Origin of the sequence: Mariniphaga anaerophila (assembly GCF_900129025.1) — a bacterium.
Taxonomy (GTDB): domain Bacteria; phylum Bacteroidota; class Bacteroidia; order Bacteroidales; family Prolixibacteraceae; genus Mariniphaga; species Mariniphaga anaerophila.
In genome coordinates this window covers 1-9,267 of sequence record NZ_FQUM01000025.1, presented here as the reverse complement: position 1 = coordinate 9,267, position 9,267 = coordinate 1, and the positions used below count along the sequence as shown (strand labels likewise).

Annotated in this window: 11 protein-coding genes; all 11 read left to right on the top strand. The window is 33.9% G+C overall.

The genetic code is table 11. The features are described 5' to 3' along the window. Positions 1-222: 222 nt before the first annotated feature. The gene (locus BUB08_RS20420; RefSeq protein ID WP_175550057.1) at positions 223-378 is read left to right on the top strand and encodes a hypothetical protein; all 156 of its coding nucleotides are present in this window, start codon (positions 223-225) and stop codon (positions 376-378) included. A gap of 21 nt (positions 379-399) precedes the next feature. Further along, complete coding sequence (locus BUB08_RS20705; protein WP_262493957.1) at positions 400-525, top strand: hypothetical protein; 126 nt, start codon at positions 400-402, stop codon at positions 523-525. 223 nt (positions 526-748) lie between these two features. Continuing rightward, on the top strand, positions 749-1,912 hold the full coding sequence (locus tag BUB08_RS19635; RefSeq protein WP_073003634.1) for an endonuclease domain-containing protein: 1,164 nt from the start codon (positions 749-751) through the stop codon (positions 1,910-1,912). Positions 1,913-2,069: 157 nt separating this feature from the next. Then, a complete protein-coding gene (locus tag BUB08_RS19630; RefSeq protein ID WP_073003633.1) occupies positions 2,070-2,741 on the top strand; it encodes a hypothetical protein in 672 nt (223 codons plus the stop codon). Between the two features lie 226 nt (positions 2,742-2,967). Next, the gene (locus BUB08_RS19625) at positions 2,968-3,321 is read left to right on the top strand and encodes a hypothetical protein (RefSeq protein WP_073003632.1); all 354 of its coding nucleotides are present in this window, start codon (positions 2,968-2,970) and stop codon (positions 3,319-3,321) included. A 412-nt stretch (positions 3,322-3,733) separates the two neighbouring features. Further along, the gene (locus BUB08_RS19620) at positions 3,734-4,402 is read left to right on the top strand and encodes a phospholipase D-like domain-containing protein (protein WP_073003631.1); all 669 of its coding nucleotides are present in this window, start codon (positions 3,734-3,736) and stop codon (positions 4,400-4,402) included. A 172-nt stretch (positions 4,403-4,574) separates the two neighbouring features. Continuing rightward, complete coding sequence (locus BUB08_RS19615) at positions 4,575-5,177, top strand: hypothetical protein (protein ID WP_073003630.1); 603 nt, start codon at positions 4,575-4,577, stop codon at positions 5,175-5,177. Positions 5,178-5,359: 182 nt separating this feature from the next. After that, positions 5,360-6,856 carry a hypothetical protein gene (locus BUB08_RS19610; protein WP_073003629.1) on the top strand — a complete coding sequence of 499 codons (1,497 nt, stop codon included), beginning with the start codon at positions 5,360-5,362 and terminating at the stop codon, positions 6,854-6,856. A gap of 162 nt (positions 6,857-7,018) precedes the next feature. Then, the gene (locus tag BUB08_RS19605) at positions 7,019-7,606 is read left to right on the top strand and encodes a DUF7691 family protein (RefSeq protein WP_139249810.1); all 588 of its coding nucleotides are present in this window, start codon (positions 7,019-7,021) and stop codon (positions 7,604-7,606) included. 216 nt (positions 7,607-7,822) lie between these two features. Then, entirely contained in the window at positions 7,823-8,800 is a 978-nt protein-coding gene (locus tag BUB08_RS19600) for an Ig-like domain-containing protein (protein WP_073003627.1), read from the top strand. A 60-nt stretch (positions 8,801-8,860) separates the two neighbouring features. Next, positions 8,861-9,028 carry a hypothetical protein gene (locus BUB08_RS20415; protein ID WP_175550056.1) on the top strand — a complete coding sequence of 56 codons (168 nt, stop codon included), beginning with the start codon at positions 8,861-8,863 and terminating at the stop codon, positions 9,026-9,028. Positions 9,029-9,267: the final 239 nt, after the last annotated feature.

The window sequence follows — 9,267 nt, the reverse complement described above, 5'->3', positions numbered from 1 at the left end:
CATTTTACAATTTGACAAAATTGACAAGGAATAAAGACAAAAACGCGCTGTAACAATGTGCATATTGCATAGCGGGTTTTGGCGGTTTGCCAGCCGCGGATTCTCGTTTCGATTTTCTTCGTCCTGCCGGACGGAAAATCTCTTCGGAATCCGCTTCGCAAACATGCACCCGGCCGTTACCAGCGCATTTGAAAAAGGAACTGATTAACAAATAAAAACTTATTGCAAAAAGACAAAGACAAAGACAAGAAAGGAAAAGAGAAAAGACAAACTCAGGATTTCTGGACAGTCAGCCAGATTTTGGAAAGAAAAGAAGAAAACAAAGAAAAGAGCAAGGCAGAAAAGATTATTCCTCAACGACAAATGAAATGTAACTGAGGAAGCGGAGCTTTGAAAAAAGTGAAAGAATATCGAATTTTGGTTGCCCAGATTGGCAGGAAAATGAATACATTTAGCTCAAAAATCGACCAGACACCGACTTTTTTTGCAAAACAAGACGGACAAGGAAAAGGAAATAGTAAATGACGGAGTAAGAGTGGAGCAACCCAAAAACGACATTTTACAACTTGACAAAATTGACAAGAAATAAAGACAAAAACGCGCTGTAACAATGTGCATATTGCATAGCGGGTTTTGGCGGTTTGCCAGCCACGGATTCTCGTTTCGATTTTCCTCGTCCTGCCGGACGGAAAATCTTTTCGGAATCCGCTTCGCAAACATGCACCCGTCCGTTGGCAATAATTAAAAGATGGAACAGGCAGAATATAATATAAAGAAATTTTGTGCCTTAAAGGGCATACAAATTATTAGAGAAAGAGAAGTTCAACATGGGAAACAATACACTCTTCATTCTCTTGGTGATACTGTTCATCTGATTACTTTTCAAAGGAATAATCTTGTCCAGGGTAAGGAAAGTAAACTAAAAGAAATTATTAAATCATGGGCAGACAAATCGCCCCCATATGATGAAGGTGTAAGGGCTGATTTACGTTCTGGTTGGAGAGAATGGAACGAGGAGGCTAATTGGATAGCCGATTTTCACAAAAAACATGGAATACCTAAAGAAGAAGATTTGAACCATAGATATATGATTCGAAGAGAGGTGCTTTTTCATGATTATATGTTCAGAAATGGTTCATTAAACGCAGTTACATTTGAAAGATTTGAACAGCTTGTTAGAGCTTGGTTCAAAAGAAACTGTTTCATGAATCATAATATAGATAGTATAATATCTAGCTTAAAAGAAAGGGTAAATAAAGGCGGGTACATTTTCGACCTAAATCAAGAAAATATTCCATTCACAATTGCAACGGACATGTTATCTGAAGAACTTGCGAATAACTGTCCGAATAAATATTTAAAAACAGGAGTATGTCCTCAAATAGAGGAGCAACATTTTGATTGTTTAAGTGACATTGTTGATGCTCTTTATCCATACTTTACGGACAAAATGTTATCCTACACAAAAGGCAATTTGAATAAGCTTATTAAAAGAGATTATGATTTAAAATGGACTAGTATTTTGCCAAGCACTCCTATTGAGGAGAAAATGTCTGAAAGTCTAATTGATGCTGGAATATTGTCCGTCCCTCAATATCAAGCTTGGGATGAGAAACATAGATATAACCTTGACTTTGTAGTAAAAACACCTCAAGGGTTGAATATTGCAGTGGAGTGTGATGGTCTTCAATACCATGCAAGACCTTCAACTTATATTCATGATAGAAAAAGAGATAGGTATTTGCAGAGTAAAGGATTCTACATGATGAGATTCTCATCTGTAGAAATTTACAATGAGATGGATTTAATATTAAAAGAAATTGATGAAGCGTATTGGAAAATTCAAAAGAACAAAATAGACATAAGAAAACCATATCGCATCAGTTATTTTGGATATGGAGAAGAAGAATAACTATTGCCAACATTTTGTATAAGTAATGGCAGGCAAAGTGCTAAACATCAAGGTTTATAGCCCGCTCAAACTGCGTAGCGGTTTGACAGGAAACTAACCCGCAATCTGCCACTACTCATACAATTTACCGTTATGCACAAACTTAAAAAAAAGAACCATGAAAAAATTATTACTGTTTCTAATCGTAGCAATTACACTTATTTATGGATGTAATAAAAATTCAGAGTTGGATGAAATTGAACCGACCTTTAAAGAAAAATACAGTTTAGACGGTCAAGTCAATGGAGTTTTTACGGACTTTAGAAAAAGTACGGAACTGCAGGGAATTGGGTCACCATTAGAAGACAATGATTCAATTGAGTTTAGTCGAGGTGTTTCATTCTTGTCTCTTTCTAATGATAGTTTTGAAGTTCACATTGAAAGAAGAGTTTTTGTTCCTAAAGCTCAATTAGTAGAACAAGACACCCTGCTAAATGACTCAATAAAAATGTATCTTCCTCAATTTAAAAACTTTGACGACTTCACAAAATTATTTCAGCCAGGTATTTATAACTATTCTGCAAAGGATAAGGTATTCACATTTGTGACAATAAAAAAGACTGAAGAAAATTTGGATTGGTTCTTTTCTTATTATCAACCTACTTCAGAATTTACCTTCTCAATCGACACTTTATTAATCGATAGGCAAAATGAAAAAATTTATATAGCAGGTAAATTTAATTCAGTAAACAGCTCAGACAATAAAGACATTAAGGATATCATATCACTTAAAGACATTGAATTTTCTGCTTGCTTTAAAAATGAATATGGTTTTGAACCAAGTAAATAAGACACAAAAACAAAAAGTCAGTGCATAACAAAGTACATATTGCAGGGCGGGGCTCGGTGGTTCGCCAACTGCGGATTCTCGCATCGCAGTTCATGTCCTACCGGACAGGAACGCTCTCCGAAATCCGCCCCGACAACATGTACCAACCGTTACCCGCAAGTTTGAAAAAGACAAAAGGAGAATCTTTATTCTTATAAAAATTTAAAACAACAATAAAATTCTGACTATGAACATTGACGAAAAAATCATCAAAGCAATTGAGGACCATGAAACATTGTTGATAAAAATGAAATATGGCCTTGGAAATGAATTGGAAATTGAGTTTGACCCATACATTTATGGGAGCGACACAATGCAATATGACTTTGTTTGGGGATTTCTTCCCTGGAGTAATCTGATGTATAAAATCATGATTGACTTTATCATAAGTGTCAGTTCGACTAAAAAGAAATTTAAAATTCAATCTGACGCTATTTACCTGTATGCAATTGAAGAAGAACATAGACAAAGTGTTAAAGAGATGTATGAACCTGAGGTTCGAGTTTACGCACAAGCATTAACGGAAAGAAAAACTGAATAAATAAAAAACGAAAACGAAAAGTTCGATAACAGTAACTTTTTGTTTCCTGCTTTCTGAAAGTTAGTGCGAATTTCCAATGCCGGGGATGAAATAAAAAATTGAGTTCTAAATTTTTATAAAAGAATCCAAGTTGTGTTGACTCTTTTAGTGTATTCATTCTAATTGACTCCATAATATTGATATTTAAATTATTGACAAGAAAAAAAAAGAAAAACCAGCGGGTAACACGTAGCATATTTCAGAGCGGGGTTGGTGGTGCGCCATCTGCGGATTCTCGCATCGCCGTTCAGTCCTAACGGACATGAACGCTCTCCGAAATCCGCTCCGCAACATGCCACCACCGTTGTGGGTAATGCTAAGTAATCACTAAATCAAGAGCTTAACTAATAAAACAAGAACATTACTTTAATAAATGAAGACAAATAATATAATTGGAACTATTGAAATATCTCATGAAATTGAGAATCTAATTCAAGATTCATTTCGCACATTGATTTTTGTATCTCCTTATTTAAAAATAACAGAAAGAATAAAATCAAAACTATCAATTCACCTTCCTAAAATTGACAACTGTTTTTTTATATACAGAAAGAGTGAATTAAGAAACAGTGAAAGATTATGGTTAGAATCCTTTTCAAACATTCATTTAATTGAGGTTAAAAACCTTCATTCAAAGGTGTACTTAAACGACAATAAGTGCATTCTTACATCAATGAATTTTTATGAATATTCTCAAATAAACAACTTCGAGATAGGTATTATTATAGACCGAAAAAATGACAAGGAGAGTTTTGAAGGAGTAATTGAGCAAATATTGCTAATGACAAAGTTATCCAGTAATAACATAGCTCTTCAAAAAGAACTTGATAAGTTATCAGATTTTTCTGCAGGTAAATTGTTCCTTGAAATAAGAAGAATTACTTCTGAAAATAGACTTAAGGATTATGAGAACTTCTGTAATGAAGTTAGAAAGATTATAAATATAGAAATAAACGAATTATATGAAGATGGTTCTGCAATTTTGCGGAGAGCAGATTTAGGACAAGAAAGATACCTTAAAGTCTTCAATACCTTGAAATAAGTACTACCCACAACAAAGTACATATTGCAGGGCGGGTTTGGTGGTACGCCAACTGCGGATTCTCGCATCGCCATTCCTTGTCCTTCGGACAGGAACGCTCTCCGAAATCCGCCCCGACAACATGTACCAACCGTTGTAGGTAATATTAAAAAACCAAAGACAATTCCAATTTATGGATAAAATCGAACATAATGATTCAAAGGAAAATCTGAGATTAATAAAGGATTATTTACTATTCCCATTAATAATTGGATTCATATTATTTTCCTTGTTTCACTATTTTGACAACACTCCAAAGGACATTGAAAATTCATTGACATTCGGATTAAAATTTGCCGTTGGATTCGCTCTCATTTCAGGACTGTTCATGATTGGTGGAATTAAATTTTTAAGACCTCTTTTAACGACAAAATATTCAAGACATAGAAATCTTGAGAGCTTTATTATAAAGGGATTTAAATGGAATAAAGAAGAAGAAATCTATGAGGGAAAATATGACAACTTTGACATTCAACTATTTTACTCATTTAATGAATCTAAGATTTTGAAATCAGAATTCCACATCCTTGTTAAGTTTAAACAAATCTCAAGAGAAAAACATAAGAGGATGAAACCTGGAAAACGATTTGCAAATACTGTATTGTTTGCTGACTTTATCCAAGGTAATCACGAGTTTATTTTAAGACCAACATCTAGTCAAGACTTAATGGATGACATAAAAAATTATTGTGCTTATTTGAGAGAAAACAATATAAAACCTCTACAAAGTGACTGAAAAAAGCGAAACCAATAAAAATACTACCTACAACAAATTGTATATGGCAGGCGGGGGTTTTAGCGGTCTGACAAGTCAGACCTTGCGCCCACTCTCCTGCGGGTCTGACAGGATTTCTTTTCGAAATCCCGCCCGACCACATACAAGTGACCGTTAACACCAATTTTAAAAAAAATCGGCTAATGAAAGGAAATAGACTTTTTAATGATTCAGTTGCATTAAGGATTGCAATAATTGGAGGAATTCTTGGAATTTTGTCTTTTGTTTTTAAAGATGTTCTTATTTCCTCTTATCAAAAAATCTCTTATTCCCCAAAGCTTATCATTAGCTATAATAATAGTAGCCCATTCTATAATGGGACAGACAAGGAAGTTACATTTTTAAAAAATAGATTTATTGACTTTTCTCTTTCAACGCCATCTTCTAATAAAGAAAAAATTATTATTTCAAAGATGGAACTTGAGATAGTTGATTTTCAGCCTTTAAAAACGATTTGTTTTCCACAAGGTCCACAGGCAACACCGACTAATTACCATATAGGAATAAAAATTAATAGTAAAACAAAATTTTACGATTTACTTTCTGATTCGACATATTACTATCAACCAGATTCAGAGATGGACAGGTTTATAATCTATCCAGAATCTGACGAAAATAACATCTACAAATTAAAAGTCAATATATCTTATTATTCAATTTTAAAACAGAACAAACAAATTGAAATATCCACTAAAACATTCATTGTGAAGAATGAATTGGTTATTGATTCTAAGCAACTTTTAGAAAATGCAAAAAAAATAGACTTCTATCTTGAAGACCCTTATGCAATTTCTGGTTTCAATAATCGTATTGAGGTGAATAATTTTGATACGAGAATGTACTATCGTCCATTTTTAGATTGCCCATTTAATACCAAAAATGTAAGGTTCATATTCCCCGCAAAATTAACTGGAGGGATGAATAATGAAACTGTTGAAGATGTAATTAGAAATTATAGATTGAGTCGCACTGAATATAATATAGTGTCAAACAATGATTTTAGTAAAACGAATAATATAAATCCATCATTTATTAAAAATTCTAATCAATTTATAATTATAGACGATAGTATTGTTGTTCAACACATAAAGAGCTTTAGAGGGCAATTGTTTTACGACAAAAATATAGTAACCAAGTATAAATCATATTTCGAAAAAATTTTTAAAGGAAAAGGTGTGAGTTGTAAAACTCAATGGAATAGATGGGACTTGATAAATCAAGGAAACTATGGAGTAATTACATTTTGGATGAATGATAAATTCAAAGCCTCTTTTAAAGAAAAACGTTTTCTTTTACTACCAGAGTCTGGTATAAACCAATTTAGCAAAAAAATAATTGATGGTCTTCCATTGAGTTCTGGATTTAGAGTTTCAAAACAAAAGGAAGAATCAAGTTTCTTCATTGAATCAATGGATTCTAAACTAGTTTTAATGAAAAGGTTTGACAACAGAGAAGAAGCTTATAAATTCTATTTGGAGACTAAACCATTTTCAGATATCAAAGATTTGCAGCAAAACTCAACTTTAAAAGAGAATCAAGTTTGGACTGTTGAATTAAATAATGGACAAAAATATAAAATGCTAATTCTTAATGTAAACTATGAGAAAAATGTAATTGAGTTTATTTGGAATATAGTTTAAAAAACTGGTGTTAACAAAGTACATATTGCAGGGCGGTGTTCGGTGGTACGCCAACTGCGGATTCTCGTTTCGCAGTTCCGTGTCCTTCGGACAGGAACGCTCTCCGAAATCCGCCCCGACAACATGTACCAACCGTTATGTGCAATTAAAACGAACTTAATAATGAGTTACCAAATAGAAATAATTATAACGGATGGAAGAGAGGTTAGAGCAGTTTATGGTTCAAAAGATATGTCATTATTCACCAAAATAAAAATTGATGACCATGATGAATACGATTATTTACTAGAGAATCATTTTGACCTTTCGACCAAAGAATTGTCTTCTAAAAAACTGATGGAAAATATTATTAACGGAACTACTGACAAATACTATACTCATCTACTGATAGATAAAGCTAACGAGAAGTTTGGAAAAAGCACGTTAGGCGCGATCTATGGTTATTTGGAAAGAGATATTTGCTTACACTATGGAAAGTCAATTAATCGAAACGAAGACAATTGGCCTATGCTCACACAATATCTCGATGAATTTGAGAATAGAAATCGTTCCTATTTTAAACGTCCATATTCGTTAGATTTCCCACATGCTTTTTGCATTTTGAATGAGGAATTAGACGAATATAAAAAACTGTATTCAAGTAAGTTAAAAGAAAAATATCCAGAAAACGAAAATTTGAAAAAAGATATTGAATTTATTTTTGACGAGGCAAGGAAAGAAGATATGGATATATTTCTGTGTAACTATTGAAAAAAAGCACATAACATGGTGTATAAGTAATAGCGGTTTAAGTGATTAAACAAAAGATAAACATAAAACAAAGGCTAGTGTCAAACCGAAAGGTTTGTGAGTATAAATCCGCTACTACTCATACACAAAACCGTTGTGTGCAAGCAAATAGAGAACAATGGACAAAGGAGTATCTCCAATTGAAACAATGCATAGAATTTTAAAATCTTATTTAGTATGAAAAAAGTGTGTTTTCTGGCTTTAGTAACATATTTAGTAGTGACAACTGCCTGTGACAAAGAAGATGTTGCTCTAACTGATTTATATTTGTATATTCCAACAAACGGCAACACATTGATACAAGAACCTGCCACACTAATGCTTGAAATAGGCGACAAGGAAACCTTAATCGCATTTGCAGAGCCAGACAACGCTACAAACAAGGAATTGTTATGGAGTTCTGATACCCCCCCTGTAGCAACTGTAAACGATAACGGTGAAGTTGTTGCCATAACTACAGGAATGGCAAATATTACTGTATCCACAAATGATGGTAGATATTCAAAAACCTGCCATATATTTGTAATTCCTGCTGGACCAAAGCGAATGACACTTACAAAGGGAATTAACTATGACAATGTATCACTACTCGTAAGCGGCAGAGGTACATTCACAATTGACTGGGGCGATGGTTCAATAATCGAAACCGATTCATCCGATTGGGGTCTTCAAGTTCACAGTTATTCCGATAGGTCTTCAAGAACTATTAACATAATAGGCGGAAACGTCTCAACATTGTCTTGCGAAAGTGATATAATTGATTTTGATTTGAGCAATAATATCGCACTGACAAATCTGGGTTGTAACCTTAATGTATTAACGAGTTTAGATGTAAGCAAAAATATCTGGCTATATTCCTTATCATGCAACTATAATCACCTAACAAGTCTGGATTTGAGCAATAACGTCAATTTGACCTGGTTGGATTGCTGTGTAAATAAATTGACAAGTTTGGATGTTAGCAAAAACATTGCACTAACATCTTTGAAATGCAATACTAATAATTTGAAAACCAATGATTTGGAGGCTTTGTTTGAAACGCTTAATACTAATGCGGGCACAAAAAAGATATATATAGGCGGAAACCCTGGAACAGAAGCATGTGACAGAGGCATTGCAACAAACAAGGGATGGATAGTTTCTGATTGGAAATAGTAAAATATTAAGCAGCAGAGGTAATTGTATGCATTTGTCTGACTTTTAACGACAAACAGAATGCCAGCACACAACAAAGTACATATTGCAGGGCGGGGTTCGGTGGTACGCCAACTGCGGATTCTCGTTTCGCAGTTCCGTGTCCTCGCGGACAGGAACGCTCTTCGAAATCCGCCCCGACAACATGTACCAACCGTTACCAGCGCATTTGAAGAAGGAACCGATTAGCAAGTAAAAACCTATTGTAAAAAGACAAAGACAAGAAAGGAAAAGAGAAAAGACAAACACAGGATTTCTGGACAGTCAGCCAGATTTTGGAAAGAAAAGAAGAAAACAAAGAAAAGAGCAAGGCAGAAAAGCTTATTCCTCAAAGACAAATGAAATGTAACTGAGGAAGCGGAGCTTTGAAAAAAGTGAAAGAATATCGAATTTTGGTTGCCCAGATTGGCAGGAAAATGAATACATTT

What these genes read in the sequence shown, in the direction of transcription:
- BUB08_RS19635 (WP_073003634.1), top strand. Translation starts at nt 749, where the DNA reads ATGGAACAGGCAGAATATAATATAAAGAAATTTTGTGCCTTAAAGGGC.
- BUB08_RS19630 (WP_073003633.1), top strand. Translation starts at nt 2,070, where the DNA reads ATGAAAAAATTATTACTGTTTCTAATCGTAGCAATTACACTTATTTAT.
- BUB08_RS19625 (WP_073003632.1), top strand. Translation starts at nt 2,968, where the DNA reads ATGAACATTGACGAAAAAATCATCAAAGCAATTGAGGACCATGAAACA.
- BUB08_RS19620 (WP_073003631.1), top strand. Translation starts at nt 3,734, where the DNA reads ATGAAGACAAATAATATAATTGGAACTATTGAAATATCTCATGAAATT.
- BUB08_RS19615 (WP_073003630.1), top strand. Translation starts at nt 4,575, where the DNA reads ATGGATAAAATCGAACATAATGATTCAAAGGAAAATCTGAGATTAATA.
- BUB08_RS19610 (WP_073003629.1), top strand. Translation starts at nt 5,360, where the DNA reads ATGAAAGGAAATAGACTTTTTAATGATTCAGTTGCATTAAGGATTGCA.
- BUB08_RS19605 (WP_139249810.1), top strand. Translation starts at nt 7,019, where the DNA reads ATGAGTTACCAAATAGAAATAATTATAACGGATGGAAGAGAGGTTAGA.
- BUB08_RS19600 (WP_073003627.1), top strand. Translation starts at nt 7,823, where the DNA reads ATGAAAAAAGTGTGTTTTCTGGCTTTAGTAACATATTTAGTAGTGACA.
- BUB08_RS20415 (WP_175550056.1), top strand. Translation starts at nt 8,861, where the DNA reads ATGCCAGCACACAACAAAGTACATATTGCAGGGCGGGGTTCGGTGGTA.